Origin of the sequence: Sulfoacidibacillus thermotolerans (assembly GCF_003144315.1) — a bacterium.
Taxonomy (GTDB): Bacteria; Bacillota; Bacilli; order Alicyclobacillales; family SLC66; genus Sulfoacidibacillus; species Sulfoacidibacillus thermotolerans.
The window spans coordinates 257210-274545 of the sequence record NZ_MPDK01000002.1 but is presented as its reverse complement, the minus strand read 5'-3'; the positions used below and the strand labels follow the sequence as shown (position 1 = coordinate 274545).

Below are 17336 nucleotides of genomic sequence, written 5' to 3'. Positions count from 1 at the left end.
ATGGTAGGAATATGAGCCTATCTGTCGATGTGAGTTCCACTTTAGCGTATATTCAATCACGCGCGCGATTTGGAGTAAAGCCTGGTCTTGAACGCATTCTGTACTTGCTAAACGGGTTAGGCTCTCCACATGATCGCTTGCGTTTTGTACATGTAGCGGGAACGAATGGCAAAGGATCTACTTGTGTTTATACAGCACAAATTCTGCAAGCGGCCGGTTATCGCGTTGGTCTTTATACGTCGCCTTATCTGACAGCTTTTGCAGAGCGTATGAGTGTAAATGGCGATCCAATTACAGCGTTTGAATTGGTTCAGTTTACCGAGCAAGTGCGGCGTGTGGCGCAGACGGTAGAAGGCAATCCACTGCTTGAGCCGACAGAGTTTGAAGTGATCACGGCTGTCTCGATGTTGTTTTTCTTAGCGCGTAACGTCGATCTTGTCGTACTAGAGACGGGGCTTGGCGGCAGATATGACGCAACAAATGTCGTATGGCCAGAAGTATGCGCGCTTACGAACGTCGCTTTAGACCACACGGAGATTTTAGGGAAACGTGTAGAAGAAATTGCTTTTGACAAGTCTGGTATTATAAAGAAAAAAATTCCGGTATTCACAGGAGCTGATTCGCAAGCTTTATCCGTAATCGAACGAATTGCAAATGAGCAACAAAGTCCATTATGGGTTCTATCGCGTGACTTGCATGTCGTTTTTGAGGGCAGTTTTGGCGTTCGCGGACAGCGCTTTAGCTATTTTGGCATGCGACGTGACTATCTCGGATTGCAAACACGAATGCTAGGGTCCCATCAATTGAAAAATGCTGCAATAGCGCTTGGTTTGGTGGAGGCGTTGCGCGAACGTGGGTTTGCAATCAGCGATGAGGCTGTACGCACAGGGATCGCTACGGCGAAGTGGCCTGGACGACTTGAAGTGATTCAGGAAGATCCGCTTGTTTTACTAGATGGAGCACATAATCCCGCGGCTGCACACGCTTTAGCACAGGCACTGAAAGATCTTGCGATAGACCGCTTTGTGCTTGTGATTGGAGTGCTTGGGGATAAAGATATCGAGGGGATTGTGCATGCGATCATCAAAGACTGTGTGCATATTGTCGTCACGGAGCCAGATGTGCCAAGAGCTGCACCGGTTGAACGTTTGAAAGATGTCGTTTTGCACCATGTGGGAGCTGATGTGCCGGTAGAAACTGTGCGTGAAGTATCAAGCGCGGTGCAAAGAGCGGTACGATTGGCTAAAGATTTGTCACTTCCTTTATGTATTATGGGATCTTTGTACACAGTTGCACAAGCGAAGGCGATATTTATGCAACAAGCAGAAGGAAAGTATGCGCGAGAGGTGGAGAAGCAGTGGCAGTGGGACAGGTAGATAAAGCGTCAGCGCCGCATATTCATTTCATTGGAATTGGTGGCGCTGGCATGAGTGCGATTGCAAGCATTCTGTTAGAGAAGGGCTATGAGGTCTCAGGGTCGGACGTCGCGGCTCAGGATTACATCGCGCGGCTTGTCGAGCGCGGTGCCACTGTGTACCAGGGTCATGATGCAAAGCATATTGCGGGAGCAGATTTTGTTGTTTATACAACAGCCGTATCTGCTGATAATGTGGAGCTAGTCGCAGCTCGTGCAGCACAGATTCCAATCTTGCACCGCTCTCAGATGTTGGCACAATTAATGCAAGAAGGTGTTGGCATCGCCATTGCTGGTGCGCATGGCAAGACGACAACGACTTCGATGGTTTCTTGGATTTTAGAGCGAGCTGGCTTGGACCCTACGTTTCTCGTTGGGGGTGTCGTAGCGAATCTCGATACAGGCGCAAAAGCAGGTTCGGGAAATTACGTGATTGCAGAAGCAGATGAAAGTGACGGGTCCTTTTTAAATTATGAGCCAGCCATTGCAGTCATTACAAACATCGAAGCAGATCATCTCGAGCACTACGGGGGTCAATTTGAGCAGTTAAAGGCAGCGTATCGGCGCTTTGCAGAGCGCATTCCTAAAGATGGACTGTTGATTACCTGTGCAGATGAAGGAGAAGCTCAGTCTCTGCTTACTCAAGTGCCATGTCGTAAAAAAACGTATTCTGTGCGCGGGGCGGTTGCTGATTTGACGGTGCAAGCGGTAGAACTAAATGGGCGCGGTTCGCGTTCTGATGTGTATTTGCTTGGAGAATATTTGGGAGAACTGCAACTGCAGGTTCCAGGAGTTCACAATATCGCTAACGCTCTGGCCGCGACACTTGTTGCGCTTGAAGTGGGTGTGCCTTTTGTCGTGATTAAAGAAGCACTCGCCTTATTTCGCGGTGCGTTGCGGCGCTTTCAAGTGCATTATGATCGCGACGGCATCATGATTGTCGATGATTATGCGCACCATCCCACGGAGATCAAAGCGATTATTGCAGCAGCTAAGGCGACTGGCAAGCGGATTCTTGCTGTGTTCCAACCTCAACGCTATACGCGCACCTATCATTTATTTGATGAGTTTACACAGGCCTTTACAGAGGCGCACGACGTCATTATTGCAACGATTTATTCTCCTGCTGGTGAAAATCCCATTCCTGGTGTCAATGCGCAGCGCCTTGCCGAAATGGTGCGAGAAAACAGCAATCAAACGGCAAAATTTATTGCTACGCACGCCGAGATTTTGACCTATTTGAAAGAGCATGTGCAACCAGGCGACCTCGTTCTCACGATGGGGGCAGGGGATATATGGAAGGTTGCAAAAGAGTTATCTGCTTGGTTTGAGGATAAGGGTGCGTTGGCAAAACTCGGCTAAGACCTGCATCCTGAGTAGAGTTGGACAAAAGGACGTTAACAACGGCGTGTTGATTGATCATTCAATTGACACGCCTTTTTCATAAGATCAGTGATGGCGGAAATTCAATTAGATAGGGGAACAAAACACACAGCAGGGTTTTTGCGGATCATGTCGAATTGCATCAGAGGATGAGATGTAGGGAAAATGGGGAGAGAAATGGAGTTTGGTGGCGGTGGCGCGCAAACGCTTAGGCGATTTGTTATATGAGTCGGGATTGATTAGCAAAGAGCAGTTGGAAGAGGCGTTACGTCGGCAAAAGGGAACTAAGGATCGGCTGGGGGATGTACTGATCCAGTGTGGTTTTATCACAGAGAAACAGCTCATTGAAGTCCTTGAATTTCAACTAGGGATTCCGCATGTAACCTTAGCGCGTGAGAAATTAGATCCTGCGATCTTGGCACTTGTGCCTGATGCACTGGCATTAAAATACGTTGTTTTGCCTCTGCGCAAGGAACGCAACAAGTTACTCGTCGCGATGGCAGATCCACTTGATTACTATGCGATCGACGATTTGCGTATGTCGACCGGCTTTCAAATCGAAGCTGCCATCGCGGCTAAAGATGAGTTGCGTCTTTATGTTGAGCGTGTGTATGGAATGAAAGGATCGCTTGAACAGGCGCAACAATCGGCACAAGTGGATATTGCGGCAACTGCAGATGCGGAACTTTTAGATGAGGATTCTCCAGTTGTGCGTCTGGTCAATCAGTTACTCAGTCAGGCGGTAAATCGGCGTGCAAGTGATATTCATCTGGATCCCATGAAAGATGGACTTTTTGTGCGCATGCGAATTGATGGGATGATGCGCCAGGAACAGATTTTGCCAAAGCAGATGCAACAGCTTGTGACGTCTCGGGTGAAAGTGATGGCAAATATGAATATCGCAGAGCATCGCTTGCCACAAGACGGGCGCTTTCGCATTCAACTGAGTGGGCGCGATGTAGATGTTCGAGTCTCTATTCTACCTACGCTGCACGGCGAAAAAATCGTGATGCGTGTCCTTGATTTGACATCCGGGTTACAAAGGGTACAAGATCTTGGATTTAGTCCAGCCCATTTCGCTGCATATCAACGGATGTTGTCTGCTGCAAATGGGCTTGTACTCATTACAGGTCCGACTGGCAGCGGAAAGACGTCCACGCTTTATGCGGGGCTTGTGGAACGAAGCACGCCTGAAGTAAATGTCATCACGATTGAAGATCCCGTTGAATATCAACTGACCGGTGTAAACCAGGTAGCTGTGAATGTCACGACAGGGCTCACTTTTGCTCGCGGATTGCGGGCGATTTTACGACAAGATCCTGATGTCGTGATGGTTGGCGAGATTCGTGATACAGAGACGGCTGAGATTGCAGTGCGCGCGGCGCTAACAGGGCATCTGGTCCTATCTACGTTGCATACAAACGATGCTCTCTCCACCGTTGCACGGCTTGTTGATATGGGGATTGACCCTTTTCTCGTGGCGTCTTCATTGACAGGCGTGATTGCTCAGCGTCTGGTGCGCAGGGTTTGTGAAGAGTGCAAGGGGCTAAGGGAGCCAAGTGCGTTTGAGCGGGAGTTACTCGCTCGCTACGAAATGAATGCGGAGTCGTTTGTATATGGAAAAGGATGCTCAGCATGTGGAAAGACAGGCTATAAAGGACGCCTCGCGATCCATGAAGTGCTTGAGGTCGATGAAATGCTGCGTGGCATGATCGCTCGTGGTGCACATAGTGAAGAGATACAGATGCATGCAAAAGAACTAGGATTTCACACGCTATTAGAAGATGGATTAGAAAAGGCCGCACAGGGACTTACGACCATTGCAGAAGTTGTGCGCGTCGCGTTGCGTTAAGTGTGTGAAAAAGTGAAAGATAGAGGGGCGTTTGGTTTGAGTCAAATTCTCGAACTCTTGCAAGATGCCGTAAGTCAAAATGCGTCGGACTTGCACCTTACGGTAGGATCACCGCCAGTTTTTCGCATCGCAGGTGAACTGCGTGTTCAGCAAAGTGAATCTCTGCGAGCAGAAAAAACTGAGGCGATGGTGCGCGAACTACTTAATGCTGAACAGTGGCAACATCTTGTTACGACCGGGGAGATTGACTTTTCATTCAGTCTGCCAGGTGTGTCGCGATTTCGCATGAACGCATTTCGCCAGCGCGGATGTTACAGCCTTGCTGTACGGATGGTGCCCACGCATGTACCATCGTTTGAAAGCTTAGGATTGCCGTCAGTGATACGCGCTTTTGCTGATCGACAACAAGGGCTCGTTTTAGTGACAGGCCCAACTGGAAGCGGAAAGTCGACAACGCTTGCGGCGCTGATCGACGCGATTAATCAGACGCAAAAACGACACATTATTACACTTGAGGATCCAATTGAATATCTGCATCGGCATGAGCGTTCAGTGATTGATCAACGCGAAGTGGGAATTGATACGATGTCTTTTGCACAAGGATTGCGCGCCGCTTTACGCCAAGATCCAGACGTCTTACTTGTTGGTGAGATGCGCGACCTGGAAACGATGACGACGGCGATTACAGCCGCAGAGACAGGACATTTAGTATTTGCTACGTTACATACGCCAGATGCACCGCAATCGATCGATCGCATGATTGATGTTTTTCCCCCTGGGCAACAGCAGCAGATTCGCTTTCAGTTAGCAAGTGTGATTCTCGGTGTTGTTTCTCAGCGTCTCATTCCAACGGTGGATGGGAAGTCGCGTGTGGCAGCAAGCGAGATTCTTGTGAACACGCCAGCTGTGGCTAATTTAATTCGGTCTGAGAAAGTTCACCAGATTCGCACGGCGATGCAAACAGGGAAAATGTATGGCATGCAGACGATGGAAATGAGCTTGCGGGAATTGTTGCAGAGTAAACGCATTAGTGAGGCACAAATTCGTCAGTATGCAGCCGAATGGGCGAGTGGTTTGTCTTTGCTTTAATCGATGATGCAAAGCGTGGCAGCAGAAGTTCATTGTAGTTTGATACTGAATTGAGGATGGTTGATCGGGGATGCCGGATTACGCGTATCTAGCATTGACGCGGGACGGAAAACGCAAACGCGGAGTGAAAAAAGCGCAAAGTGAGCAAACGGCGATCGCAGCGTTGCGTGAGGAAGGCGTATATGTCCTCTCGGTGAAAGAGCAAGTTGATGTTTGGTGGAGACAAGAAATCTATTTTGGGGCTAAAGTAAAGTTAAAAGATTTCACAGCATTTTGCCGTCAATTCGCCACCTTAATTCGAGCGGGTGTGACCATTATCGAGAGTGTTCGCATCTTAGCTGAGCAAAGTGAAGCAAAACCATTGCGACAAGCGCTAACAGAGATGGGAAGTGCGCTTGCGAGCGGACGGGCATTCTCTGCAGCAACTGCTGAGCATACAGATATTTTTCCGCCGATTTTTATTCATATGGTACGAGCTGGTGAAGTGGCTGGGAATTTAGACGAAATCCTCGAGCGGATTGCGAACTTTTTTGAGCGCGAAAATGAGACGCGAGAAAAAATTAAATCTGCACTTACTTATCCGATCGTTGTCGGAATTGTGGCGGTGTTGGTCACGATCTTTTTACTTGTTAAAATTGTGCCGTCGTTTATAGGCGTATTTGCTTCCTTTCATCAACAACTGCCTTTGCCAACCCGCATCGTGCTTGGAGCTAGTGCAACGATAGAACATGCTTGGTGGGGTCTACTCCTAGTTGTGGGAATCGGTTATGGTGGACACGTATACTTGAAGACCAAACGATCCTATCACAGATTTCTTGATTACTTGAAATTGCGCATTCCTGTTTTTGGGGTGTTAATCAAAAAATCTTTGATTGCGCGGTTGGCGCGAACGATGAGCTCTTTGCTAAGAAGCGCAGTTCCTATTATGGAGGTCCTCGAGATTGTAGATGCTGTGGTCGGGAATCGAGCAATCGGTGAAGTGCTGACGCAAGCAGGTGAAAATCTCCAAAAAGGCGGGACATTATCGGGGCCGATCGGCAAAAGCAAACTCTTTCCCCCGCTTGTTTCACATATGATTGCGATTGGTGAAGAGACAGGAAACATGGACTTTATGTTTGAGAAGATCGCAGACTTTTATGAGGCTGAAGTCTCAACTTATGCAGATCGTTTAAAAGCGTTGATTGAGCCTCTCATGGTCATCGTATTGGCTCTTATAGTTGGTACGATTGTGATGGCTGTGATTTTGCCTGAGTTCTCTCTCTATAAAACGATTAGCTAGTGGAAAAGGGACTGAACGATAGAAAAACGTTTGATGTCAAATTTTTATCATAAATAATCAAAAAATCAATCTGAATCAGTAGGAATGGACTATTGATCGCTCTTTACAACAAAATCTAGCATTGCCTATAATGAATACAGTAAAAACTGCTAAGTCTAAGTCCGCCTTTGGCGTGTATGACGTATTACATAAAGAGACTCTATCTGAGGGGGAAGCATCGAATGATGCGCAACAATCTTCGAAACAAAATCAAGCAATCGATAAATCATTTTCAGATTTTGCATACTTTAAAGCGAGAGGAAGGGCTCACCTTAATTGAATTGCTCGTAGTGGTCGCAATTCTTGGAATTATCGCTGCGATTGCAATTCCATCGATTTCTGGAGCGATGACAAATTCAAAAATAAGCGCGACAGAAACGACAATGAGTACCATTCAAGAAGCCCTGCAGCGTTATGAGATTGACAATGGGAAATATCCAACAAGTTTAAGCGACCTTACCCATTCTACTACATCAAATAATACTACCTATGGTCCATACTTGAATGTACAATCCTTTAATGATGGTTGGAGTACAGCTATGTATTATGGTACGACACCTCACGCACACGGATACCTTTTAGTTTCAAGCGAGGGAAATGGCAATTCTACTAACTCTAGTGTTATTGAGGCAGAGGGTGGTACCGCGGGTGGGATGACGCCTACACCCGAGAAAAATTTAACGAATACGAGTATTCGATTGACACAACAGAACTAACAGCAGTCGTTTTTCTGGATGAAACGTTAGGGAAAGAGGAGCCAGGTCCTGAACTTCCTCGGATTTGTCTGTGATCGGATTGCAAGTTTAGAGGGTGCATGAAATATCGTTACTCTTGTCGCAGTTTTGATGGGCATTTATGGGCTGGTTTTCGGGTCGTTTTTTGGTGTGGTGGGGATGAGAGTCCCAAAAGGGGAGTCGATCGTGACTCCCCCGTCGCATTGTCCGGCTTGTGGGAGGAAATTGGCAGCCTATGAGTTGATCCCTGTGATTTCATGGTTGCTATTGCGCGGAAAGTGTAGAACTTGTCATTCGTCAGTTTCTGTTTTATATCCGCTTGTTGAAATTGTGACAGGGGTCTTCTTTGTCCTTACATGGTTACATTTTCGGTGGACGCCTGAATTTCTTATTGCACTTTTTACAACGAGTATTCTTGTAATTGTATCAGTCTCGGATTTTCTCACTTTTCGTCTGCCAAATCAAATTGTACTGCCAAGTATTTCTCTGCTGTTTGTGCTTCGTCTCTTCTTCCATCCTCTTGGCATGGGTTCCTATCTTATGGGTGCGTTCATAGGTTTTCTACTTATTTATTCGATTGCTCTCATCAGCAAGGGGGGAATGGGATTTGGCGATGCGAAGCTATTTTTCTTGGTTGGATTATATGTAGGGTTTGCTCAGACTGTGTTTACTTTGCTTCTCGCTTCCGTTTTAGGTGCGGGAGTCGGAATAGTTCTGCGTCTGATTGGGAAGCTGCAAAAGCGAGCAGCGATTCCTTTTGGTCCTTATATCGCGAGTGCGGCCATTTTTATTCATCTGTATGGGAGTTCTTTTATCGCATGGTACATGGGACAATTTTCGTAACTCTGCGTGACAGATAGATTCCATTTGTTTTTTGCAATGAAAGGATGTTTGTTATGGCACTTCTTCATTTGGAGCGGCCTCGCTCCTTGCCACTGGGCCTCGACTTGAACGGGGACCTGTTTGTTGTCTCTGAACTGAAATTTCGTTCCTCTAAATTACTCGCTCAGCAAGAGTTAAAAAAATTAGTTTGGAGACGCCTTAATGAAGAAGGGCGATGGCTTGATGAGGAAAAGCGAGAACTGTTTACTGAGACGCTTGCACAGGTGGTGAAAGAGAATCACTGGAAGGGGAGAAAGGTTGTCGTTTCTGCTCCATCGGATCATTTGTTGTTACGACATCTTTCCTTACCTTCAATGTCCAATCGCTTACTTCGTCTTGCCGTGCAGACAGAACTTACACATTCTTTGCAACTTCCGTTTGAAGACCCCGTTTACGATTTTGCCGTGTCTTCTGGAAATCATGTACTATCCCGACAAGAGGGAGAACAAGATATCATTTTGTTGGTTCTGCCGCGAGAAGATGTCATACGAATTAGCGATTGGATTCGCGCTGCCGGACTGCGGCCTATTCGCATGGAGCCGACATTATTAGCTGCGCAACGAATGCTTGGAATAAAAGAGGTGCAAAGCGGCCTTTATGCGATTGTGATCCTGCGCCAATATGGGGCGGAACTCGGTGTTTTTGATCGATCTGATCTAATTTTTTTGCGGCAAGTGCAATTGTTGCCAGCAGATTATGGACTTTATGCTGAGTCAGGAATTGAAGAATCACAACTTATGGGATTTGCATCTGATATGAGCCATGAAATCGAACGATCGCTCAATTTCTTCCACTATAATGTCATTCAAGCAGATTCACATATTGAACATGTCTATGTGTTTGGCTCTCCATTTTATGCATCAGCGGTCATTGCAGCTTTACAAAGTCGCTTAGAACAAACCGTACAGGTAATTTCTCCGCAACTTGGTGTTTTGCATATGCAGTCGGACGCGGATCAAAAAAAGAGTAGAGGGGTGCATTCTGCAGAACTCTTACATGGGGCTCTTGTGGCTGCTGGACTTGCTTTGTCGGAGGTCTCCCAATGAGGATTAATTTACTCCCCCCGCCTCCGCCAGCTTTGCGTAGGCGCGTCTTACTTTTTTGGATTGTGTTTGCAATTTTATTTATTTTCGCCTTGGAAAGTGGCATCACTTATGATACAACGATCCTCTCTATTCGAACGTTAACGGCAGAATATATAGCTGCACAGAGTACTCTTCGTCCACTTTCACAAAGCGTCGCTGTTGCACAAAAGCTACAAGCAAAAGAGCAATTCGTCGAGCAGGTAAAAACACTAGATGCCACGCTTCCGCTACCAGAAGAAGCAATTTCAGAACTTCAGAATGATTTACCCGCTTCGTGTGAGCTTGGTTCGATTGCAGATGTGAGTGGGAGAATCACTGCGATAGCCTATCTTTATACGTATCAGGAGGCAGCCACTTTTTTAACTGCGCTATACCACAATCCGGTTTTTCAAGATGTGCAAGTTTCTACTGTTACAGATCCGTATTCTAGTAATCCATCAGCACTATCGACGGCAGGAACTACACTGGGAATGTCAACTTCAACTACGAATGCACACCATGTGCCTCAAACTACAGGTGCTTCACTTTCTTCAAAGAATTCGCCTGTTGTCGAGTCCCCTTCTTCTTTACATCATACAGTGACTGCTACAGAAAGTAGCCTGGAATCACTCTTGGCCGCTTTTTTCCATTCACAACAGGTGTCAGAAACTAGGGATATAAGCTCTACGATGACGAGCCATCCTCCGGTTGAAGTCACGCTCTCTTTACAGGTAAACGAACAAGAGTTAAGAGCTCAGATGGCAAATAGGTAGGAGATGGACGAGATGCGAGGCGTGATTCGACAGGTATGGGGATCCTTTCAGAGCTATATGAAAGAATTTATCGCATGGTTTTTCCTGCTCGTTATCGCGGTGATGTTTACCGAATTAAATGCCACTGCTACAGTGACAGAACAGCAGGAGCAGGACTTATTATTTCAGGCTAACTCGCAAATACAGACATTAAGCAGTAGGTTACATAGCTTACCTCAGTCATCGATCCATCATGCGCAGGAGCAGATTGCAGCACTCCCTACTTTCACAGATATTCCAAGCATCTTGGTTACGATGGAGCAGGTTGCCAATCAGACACAAGTTGTGATCACGTCCTTTACTTTTGGACCACAAGGTGCAATTGATTTAAATGGCAATTCGACAGGTGCGATGCAAGGTATGCCCAATAATCAAGCGAATTCGATCATTCACAGCCTCTCTGTTCAATTATCGATTCAAGGAAAAACGGAAAGTATCTTGCAATTTGTTAAAGAGCTTGAACATGAACCGCGTCCTACTGCAGTAGATGAAGTCGATATTGCACAAATGCAACGAGGGCAACAGAGCACGGCGACCCTTCATTGCGCATTGTATTACCGCGATGTATCCGCGCAGTCGTGATCGAAAATCTTCGTAATCTACGCGGATCATAAAGGAGGTAGCCTGATGCTCGAGATCGATGTGCATCGTCGACACAGAGATTCTGGGATGACACTGGTAGAAGTACTTGTGTCTGTCGTCATTCTCAGTATGATTGCAGTGGGATTTGCAACCTTTGCGATCACTTCTTTACATCAAGTGGGCGTGACGACACAGCGTGTGCAAGCACTCGAACTTGCTCGTAAAGCAGCAATACAACTAATGAATGGAACGGCTGCGACACAAATTGACAAGCAGGTTACGATTCGCGGAATTACCTATGCGATATATGATAAATTGAGTACAAGAGAAAACATACATGAATTGGATCCTGATTTGCATGCAGACCAAATCACCGTTTCTTGGGACGCTCGAGGCAATCGACAACGCCATCTTGTACAACTCACCGTATACTTGTCGAATTGAAGAACAATCAAACTTGTAGGTGAAAAGGAAGGAATAGTTCGTGGATATCCTTTTGCGTTGGAAGAGAGTCTTGAAAGAGTCAACTCGTGTTTTTTCTTTAAAGAATGAGGAAGGAATCACGCTGGTTGAGCTTCTTGTCTCGCTTTCCATCAGTGCACTTGTTCTTTCCACCGTTTATTTTCTGTCCACGGATATACTTAAGTGGTATTCAACAATTACAGAAGAGTCCACGCAAAATCAAGAAGAATTAGCACTGACGACGATGTTTCAAGAACTATCACAAGATGCACGTGCAGTGACCCTTTCATCAAATTCATCCATCATCTTCACGATGAAAGAGCTTGGTCAACAGGAATATGCAGATCCTCATTTTGTCCCATCTACTTTCCATTCCAAGCCTACTCTTGAGATTACCAGCATTTCGAGTGGGAATCAAACCGATCACCTGCTTTTATCGAGTGGAAACATTCAAGATGATTTGTTGACAAGTAGAGACTATATTCAATTTGGTGCTGTCCCAAATGATTCTTTGGAATTTACGATACAACTAGGCCATTCAATACCGATTTATTTTCGCGCAAACGTGGTTGGACAACCTGGACAACCTGGACAACCTGGACAACCTGGACAACCTGGACAACCTGGACAACCTGGACAACCTTGGGGGATGGAATTTTTCTATTGGTTAGAGCTAATTCTTAAAGAAGGGCTCCAACTCTTGCAGCAAATTATGCATTTTTTGTAAATCTAATGAAATTTTTCTGAGACTTTAACACGATAATTTTAGAAATTCTCGTATCTTGAGTGAAGCGAAGGCGGGCGCAGTTGATGATCATTTGATTCTCTTTTTATGAGAGTGAGGTGTTTGATTTTGAGATGGGTTCGAACATTGCGCAATGATGATCGCGGTGCGGTTCTGATCAATGTTTTACTTTTGGTTGCCGTTTTGTCTATCCTCATTATGGCGGTTCTCATGATGACGTTGGCACCTACTCAGTCATTTCAAACCACACTTTATGACACGCAGGCACTCTATAATGCACAGGCTGGGATTCAGGTTGCTGAATATAGAATTGATAAGGGGCATGGCAAATATTTCACGTCTAGTGAGAAAAATAAGTTACTTGCTTTTAAAATGGAGAGCGCGATTTTTCGAGTATCTGTTTCTCCTGAGAGTCAAGGATATTTGATTACATCCACAGGCGTTAGTGGAGATCGAACAGTTTTGCTAGAACAATTTGTCTCAAGTATAAATGGTAATAAAAAGTAATTTGTATAGCGAAAACGATCAATCTAGCGGTCTATAAAACGAAAGCACAGCATACGGTTAAGAAAAGAAAAGGAGTTACCCAGTATGCAGTTGTAAGCTTGCTTGTGTATGGTATGAATAAATACCATCTGTCCCCATTGCACAATGGCGGATCGATCGGTATACTACAAGCTAGTTTGATAGGCAGTAGGCGCTGTCTGATGCTTTGCCCCTTTTCCGTAAGGTTTTCATACGTGAAAAGAGGTGGTCAGGTGCAGAAGTTCCGCCGAACCAAGTATGGTGTCATGGTTACGTCAGCGGCACTTGTGGCGCTAGGATTGACGACAGGCATGGCATCGTACAAGTCTGTCGATGTGGTGGTGGATGGGCATGTGCTCCAAGAAGGCACATACGCTGGGGAAACAGTAGCTCAGTTTCTAGCCCAAGAAGGCATTCATATCACAGATTACGATTTGGTTGAACCAGCAAGAGCGACACTACTTCAAAATGGAATGAAGATCGTCGTTAGAAAAGCGAAACAGGTGGTTTTTCGCGATGGAGCGAATCCTCCTGTTACAATGCATACACTCGCAAATACGGTAAGGGAATTTTTGGCACAGGCGCATGTGCGTTTGGGGCCAAACGACAAGTTGAATGTCCCACTTGATGAGAAGATCAAACCAGGGATGGATATTGTCGTAACCAAGTTGCAAACTGTTGTTGAAACACAGAAAGAAGTCATTCCCTATGTTGTAGAGCGTAGATCTTCTAGCCAATACCCGGCGGGAGACGATGTTGTTGTCCGCACTGGTGAGAACGGGATGGCACTGATTACTACGCAAAGACATTACATTAACGGGAAGCTCGTTTACACGCGTCAAACCAAAAAAGTGCTACAGCGACCGATCAATGAGATTATTGACGTGGGAACGGCCCCACAAGCTCCCGTAATGTCGAGAAGTGATGCTTCACTCGTCGCAAACGAAGTACTCACTGTCGTTGCGACAGCATACGCAAATCCCGGTGGCTATACAGCAACTGGTGCTCCAGCTGGGTATGGAGATGTTGCAGTAGATCCAAGTGTGATTCCACTTGGTACAAAGTTGTATATTCCGGGTTATGGTTTTGCTGTGGCAAACGATACAGGTAGTGCGATTCAGGGGTATCGCATCGACTTGTGCTTTAACTCTGTACCCCAAGCGATTGACTTTGGACGCCAAATGGTAAAGGTTTACATACTGGGATCTTCATCATGATGTAATGCATAGGCGTCGCGCAGGAGTGTTGGGGAAGGGGTTAAACGCAGGGAGAAGACAGCGCCGTAAGACCGAGGGGAGCGAAAAGCTCCCCTCATTCGCATTTCTAAGTCAGCGAGATCCGTGAAAAGGGAAGGGTGATTGGCTAATGATTGAATTGAAGACAGAAGCAGAGTGGATCGAGCAAACCAGTAAACAAGCATCCCCTTATTTTATCTTTAAACATAGTACGACTTGTCCGATCAGTGCAGCGGCATATCATGAGGTGATGCGTTTTGAGCAAAAGGGCTTGCTCCCTATTTTTATGGTAAAAGTACGGGAGGCACGCCCCTTTTCTTTAAAATTAGCGGATAGTTTGCATGTTGCACACGCTTCACCGCAAGTGATTCTTGTCAAAGAGAATCACGTACTGTGGCATACTTCACATGGTAGTATTACTGAGCAGAGTCTGGTAGAAGCCGTGTCCAAATATGTCTGATGTTATTCGGTGAGCGAAGTTGTATCAAGCTTTGCGAAAACGTGTATCACGAAAAAGCGGGTAGAAGGCAGAGGTGTCTTTATCCCGCTTATTGAATGTTAGGAAGTGACTGTGGGTGCTATTTTACGTGGTCGTGACATGTAGTTAAAGAGCAAGGGTCCAAGTAAAACGGTGACCATCGCAGTTGCGATGAGAAGACCTTCCTCTGTTCCACCGATTATGCCAATTCGAGCTGCAACGGTTGTAACTGCGATGACAAGGGTAAACCGCGTTGACATCAAAACACCTCCAGCGATCGTCTCGCGCCAAGAGAAAGTAGGGCGAAATGCCGCGGCTGCACCAATTTTAACGAGAAATGCAAGAAGTACGTAGAGTGGAAGGTTGGTTAGAACTGAATTGAACTGAACGTGGCTGAGGTCAAGTTCCATCCCGACCGTGACAAAAAACATGGGGAGAAAGAGTGAATATCCTAGAATTTCTAATTTGCTGCGCAAGATGTCATGTTCATCCTGTGCGAGTAATGAACAGACGAGTCCTCCGACGAATCCTCCAAGTATGACTTCTGCATGTAATGCAAGTGCTGCTGCGCCGCAAACAGCCATAATGGCCAGGGCAGCACGAACGCCTAATTGAGAGACACGCACGATGCGCTGACGCAAATTAAGTACTCTGAGTGCGAACCGTCCCACAAAAAAGATGAGGAGACCTAGTCCTGTGAGTACAGCCATCTGCAGACGCAAATCTCCCTGGGGACGCGTAGGACTATGAAGCACCCAAGAGGCAAAAAAGACGGTTACGAAATCAGCGAGTAAAGACGATAAGAGAAGAGCTTGCCCGAGTGGCTGATCGATTAGTTCTGTTTCCTTTAAAATGGGCACCACAACGCCAAGGGATGTGGTGGCAAAAATAAGTGCAGTGAGGACTGGACTTTGAGTTAGTTTCAGTTGCCACAAAAGATGGCCAGCGAAGAGGGCAAGTGCAGCAGTTGCAAGAAAATTGACGACTGCCAGCGCTATTGTTGTGATTCCACCTGTTTGGACGGGTTTTGTTACTTCGCTTGAAACTTTGTCTTTGCGTTTTAAGGGAATGCGAATTTCTAAACCGGCTAAAAACATGAGGTAGAGAAGGCCTACCTTTGTAATGACCCGCATCCAATCTGGAGGCAAAATGAGGTGAAATCCGCCGCGACCAACGAGCAATCCACTTATGATTTCAAGAATTGCAGTGGGTATGCGCAGTTGTGGAATCAGGAGTGCGACAATCGGCATCGCAAAAGCGATGACAAACACGGATGAAAAGGTGAAAAAGGGCGATGAGAGCAAAGCGGTCACCTCCTTAGGGATGTCCTTATAGCATATGTTTCAAAAGTTTTGTGCAGAAGATCAGAATCCGTGAACAAAGTCGTACAGCATTTTCGTCTTACAAGTAGAACTCATAGATTAGACGCTAGGCTCATACTCTCCTACTAAGAGAAAATTGATTAGTAGGTGATAGAGTTGGCGTACAGATGGAGTTTTGAGCGAGACCCGGAAAGTGGGAAAATGAGGGAGCGTACTGATTCTGTTGTCGTTAAAACGAAGTCTTTTTCGCAAGAGGCGCATAACGCTTCATCTTTACCCCCTTTGCCAGTTGTCGACCACAATTTACGCAATGTCCTACAACATGCTCGTGAATTAGCGAGTACAAGTGATGTTACCTGGGGCAAAATGGCTACGCCATCAATAGGTATTCGGCGTGTTCGGAATTCTTTATGGCGACGGGCTAAGCGTCAGCAGCGTAACTACTTCAAAGGTAATTTGCGATTTATGAGAGATGGCAAGGTGGCTTGGTCTTTACGCGAAATCGCCTATGCGGCACTATCGATCGGTGTGACGATGGGTGCTCTTTTGATTGCAGGCTTGCATTTTTTGCTTCTATTAGCTCCGGGCAGTGATGTTTCAGGTTTAAACAGTGCATACACGCAAGGTGCGAGTCTCCATGCGATTCAAGTACAAAGTGGTAACCAAAATCTAATCGATCAGGCACAAAGGAGTGATTCAGTGATCGTGCCTGCATTGACGACTGTGATGTATGAAGATGGAATTTTTTCAACACTTTCAGAAGCGCAATTGGCCCTTCAAGACATTCGTCACAGTGGCGTAGATGCGGTAATATCTCCAAACGCTCCCTATCGCTTGTTGCTAGGTCCAGTGCTTCACGTTCGTGGAGATCAGGCATTTCGTTCTTTTTTAACCCGCGCCGAAGTTCCCTATGCAGTGACTCCTTACAGAATCGAGGAGCATTCGATTGCGCTTAGCTTACAAGGCGTGCGTGCATTGAGTACACCCACTCTCTCTAAACTGGAAGCACTAGTAACGGTTGATGCGAATTTACTGCAAGCACTTTTAGCACTTAATTCACAATACCAAGTCCCACAGTTATTCGACTTAGAGGCGCAAAGTGAGAGCTTGGGTCAGACTTTGTCGGTAATCATGCCGAATTTAGGGCGTGTTGGAACAAGAATTTGGGCTTTTCACCAGAGAGTACAAAATGCAGCAACTCATTTGAGTGTGATCGCAAATGCAAAGAGCGATGTAGGAAAAGTGCTGCTTGTACAAGCTGTCATTGCTATGCAAAAAATTGGCTGACGAGCATGGAAGAGCGTTGAAAATGCTTAGTACATCTTTTATCCATAAGATAATGGGCGAACTTCGTGTAAATGGTATACTGAGAGCAAATGCGAAAGGTATTTAGAAGGATGAAGTAACATTCATTCGCGATTAAAAACAAAATGAAGAAA

Annotated in this window: 17 protein-coding genes; 16 read left to right on the top strand and 1 reads right to left on the bottom strand. The window is 46.0% G+C overall.

Going from position 1 to position 17336, the window contains the following annotated elements:
• Window positions 1-11: 11 nt before the first annotated feature.
• From BM613_RS01780 to ytxJ, 15 genes are all read left to right on the top strand, one after another.
• Window positions 12-1376 (top strand): bifunctional folylpolyglutamate synthase/dihydrofolate synthase, encoded by a 1365-nt coding sequence (locus BM613_RS01780; RefSeq protein WP_109429437.1) that lies wholly within the window; start codon window positions 12-14, stop codon window positions 1374-1376.
• Window positions 1358-2776, top strand: coding sequence for a UDP-N-acetylmuramate--L-alanine ligase (gene murC, locus BM613_RS01775; protein WP_281267801.1), 1419 nt, complete (start codon window positions 1358-1360; stop codon window positions 2774-2776). The genes BM613_RS01780 and murC overlap by 19 nt, the downstream gene beginning before the upstream one ends.
• Window positions 2777-2984: 208 nt before the next feature.
• Complete coding sequence (locus tag BM613_RS01770) at window positions 2985-4649, top strand: GspE/PulE family protein (RefSeq protein ID WP_109429603.1); 1665 nt, start codon at window positions 2985-2987, stop codon at window positions 4647-4649.
• A 12-nt stretch (window positions 4650-4661) separates the two neighbouring features.
• Window positions 4662-5738 (top strand): type IV pilus twitching motility protein PilT, encoded by a 1077-nt coding sequence (locus BM613_RS01765; protein ID WP_425450676.1) that lies wholly within the window; start codon window positions 4662-4664, stop codon window positions 5736-5738.
• A 70-nt stretch (window positions 5739-5808) separates the two neighbouring features.
• A complete protein-coding gene (locus BM613_RS01760; protein WP_109429434.1) occupies window positions 5809-7017 on the top strand; it encodes a type II secretion system F family protein in 1209 nt (402 codons plus the stop codon).
• A gap of 221 nt (window positions 7018-7238) precedes the next feature.
• Window positions 7239-7772, top strand: a complete 534-nt coding sequence (locus tag BM613_RS01755) for a type II secretion system protein (protein ID WP_181362826.1) — start codon at window positions 7239-7241, stop codon at window positions 7770-7772.
• A gap of 129 nt (window positions 7773-7901) precedes the next feature.
• Window positions 7902-8633: a prepilin peptidase gene (locus BM613_RS01750; protein WP_109429432.1), complete on the top strand. Its 732-nt coding sequence runs from the start codon at window positions 7902-7904 to the stop codon at window positions 8631-8633.
• Window positions 8634-8686: 53 nt separating this feature from the next.
• Window positions 8687-9718 (top strand): type IV pilus biogenesis protein PilM, encoded by a 1032-nt coding sequence (gene pilM / locus BM613_RS01745; protein ID WP_109429431.1) that lies wholly within the window; start codon window positions 8687-8689, stop codon window positions 9716-9718.
• Window positions 9715-10509 carry a hypothetical protein gene (locus tag BM613_RS01740; protein ID WP_109429430.1) on the top strand — a complete coding sequence of 265 codons (795 nt, stop codon included), beginning with the start codon at window positions 9715-9717 and terminating at the stop codon, window positions 10507-10509. Before pilM ends, BM613_RS01740 begins: the two co-directional genes overlap by 4 nt.
• A 57-nt stretch (window positions 10510-10566) precedes the next feature.
• Window positions 10567-11130 carry a hypothetical protein gene (locus tag BM613_RS01735; protein WP_181362825.1) on the top strand — a complete coding sequence of 188 codons (564 nt, stop codon included), beginning with the start codon at window positions 10567-10569 and terminating at the stop codon, window positions 11128-11130.
• A 45-nt stretch (window positions 11131-11175) separates the two neighbouring features.
• A complete protein-coding gene (locus BM613_RS01730) occupies window positions 11176-11574 on the top strand; it encodes a type IV pilus modification PilV family protein (RefSeq protein ID WP_109429428.1) in 399 nt (132 codons plus the stop codon).
• Window positions 11575-11644: 70 nt separating this feature from the next.
• On the top strand, window positions 11645-12319 hold the full coding sequence (locus tag BM613_RS01725; protein WP_181362824.1) for a PilW family protein: 675 nt from the start codon (window positions 11645-11647) through the stop codon (window positions 12317-12319).
• A 120-nt stretch (window positions 12320-12439) separates the two neighbouring features.
• Window positions 12440-12844, top strand: coding sequence for a hypothetical protein (locus BM613_RS01720; protein WP_109429426.1), 405 nt, complete (start codon window positions 12440-12442; stop codon window positions 12842-12844).
• Window positions 12845-13095: 251 nt separating this feature from the next.
• Window positions 13096-14079: a resuscitation-promoting factor gene (locus BM613_RS01715; RefSeq protein ID WP_181362823.1), complete on the top strand. Its 984-nt coding sequence runs from the start codon at window positions 13096-13098 to the stop codon at window positions 14077-14079.
• A gap of 148 nt (window positions 14080-14227) precedes the next feature.
• The gene (gene ytxJ / locus BM613_RS01710; RefSeq protein WP_109429424.1) at window positions 14228-14557 is read left to right on the top strand and encodes a bacillithiol system redox-active protein YtxJ; all 330 of its coding nucleotides are present in this window, start codon (window positions 14228-14230) and stop codon (window positions 14555-14557) included.
• 98 nt (window positions 14558-14655) lie between these two features.
• On the opposite strand, the gene BM613_RS01705 is transcribed toward ytxJ, so the two are convergent.
• Window positions 14656-15879, bottom strand: coding sequence for a cation:proton antiporter (locus tag BM613_RS01705; RefSeq protein ID WP_109429423.1), 1224 nt, complete (start codon window positions 15877-15879; stop codon window positions 14656-14658).
• 174 nt (window positions 15880-16053) lie between these two features.
• Here BM613_RS01705 and BM613_RS01700 point away from each other — a divergent pair, with 174 nt between their 5' ends.
• On the top strand, window positions 16054-17184 hold the full coding sequence (locus BM613_RS01700; RefSeq protein ID WP_109429422.1) for a hypothetical protein: 1131 nt from the start codon (window positions 16054-16056) through the stop codon (window positions 17182-17184).
• The last annotated feature ends 152 nt before the right edge of the window (window positions 17185-17336 follow it).